The sequence below is a fragment of the Kitasatospora sp. NPDC091257 genome (assembly GCF_044757675.1).
Classification (GTDB): domain Bacteria; phylum Actinomycetota; class Actinomycetes; order Streptomycetales; family Streptomycetaceae; genus Kitasatospora; species Kitasatospora lactacystinica.
On record NZ_JBIVVI010001863.1, the window covers coordinates 1 to 1,096 of the forward strand.

The window sequence follows — 1,096 nt, forward strand, 5'->3', positions numbered from 1 at the left end:
CCCATGCCGCCCGTCGGCACCGCCCCTGCCGCCATCACCCCTGCCACCGCCGTCGCCACCGCCACCGACCCCGCGGACCGCCCCTCGGACCGCCCCTCGGCCGAGCGGCTCGCCACCCGCGTCCTCGGTCTGCTGCTGCCGCACCGCCGGGCCGCGGACCCGGAGTTCGACGCCCACCCGGAGCACTTCCCGCTCCAGCTGGCCCAGTTGGCGGACTTCATCACCGCCGGCGAACCGATCGTCCTGACCCTGCCCGGCTTCCCCTGCAAGTCGCCGAACCCCGCGAAGGTGCTCGGCCACCTGCCGGACGAGGGCGAACGGCTGTCACTGACCTTCCTCGACGGGCTGTGCGCCGAGATCGGCCGCCTGTACGCGCCCGGCGCCCGGATTCTGATCTGCTCGGACGGGCACATCTTCGGCGACCTGATCAACGTCCCGGACGACCACATAGACGCCTACTCGGACGCCCTGACCGCCATGATCGCCCGCGAGGGCCTGACCCGCCTCGACACCTTCGACCTGCGGGCCGTCCTCGGCGACCTCCCGTACGACGAGAAGCGCGCCCGGGTGCACGCCCGGTACGCGCCGAGCGTCGAGGAGTTGCGCGAACAGGTGCTGACCGAGGAGGAGACCCTGCGGCTCTACCGGGGCATCACCCGCTTCCTCACCGAGGACACCGTCGGCTTCACCGGCACCCGCTCCGCCCTCCAGCGGGAGTGCCGCCGCCGCGCCTACGGCGTGATCCAGCGCAGCCGCGCCTGGGGCGAGTTGATCGCCGAGCACCACCCGCGCGCCGTCCGGCTCTCCATCCACCCGCAGCCGTCCGGGGCGGCCAAGTTCGGCATCCGGCTGCTGGCGGCGGCCGACGCCTGGATCACGCCCTGGCACTCCGCGGTGCTCCACCGCACCGGCGGCGAGCGCGAGTTGCTGCGCAGCGCGGAGGCCGCGCGGCTCGGCCGACTGGTCCTGCGGGACGGTCGGCCGAGCCACTACGAGTGCCACTAGGGCGCGTATTCGGTCGTGATCAATCTGTGTGATTCACCTTCGCGGCGGGTCCTGATCCGGTAGACCATGGTGTGTGACGCGAGCGCAACTG

General features: G+C 72.7%; 1 protein-coding gene. It reads left to right on the top strand.

The features are described 5' to 3' along the window. Positions 1-3 precede the first annotated feature (3 nt). Positions 4-1,005 carry an L-tyrosine/L-tryptophan isonitrile synthase family protein gene (locus ACIQOV_RS42525; RefSeq protein ID WP_401056636.1) on the top strand — a complete coding sequence of 334 codons (1,002 nt, stop codon included), beginning with the start codon at positions 4-6 and terminating at the stop codon, positions 1,003-1,005. Positions 1,006-1,096: the final 91 nt, after the last annotated feature.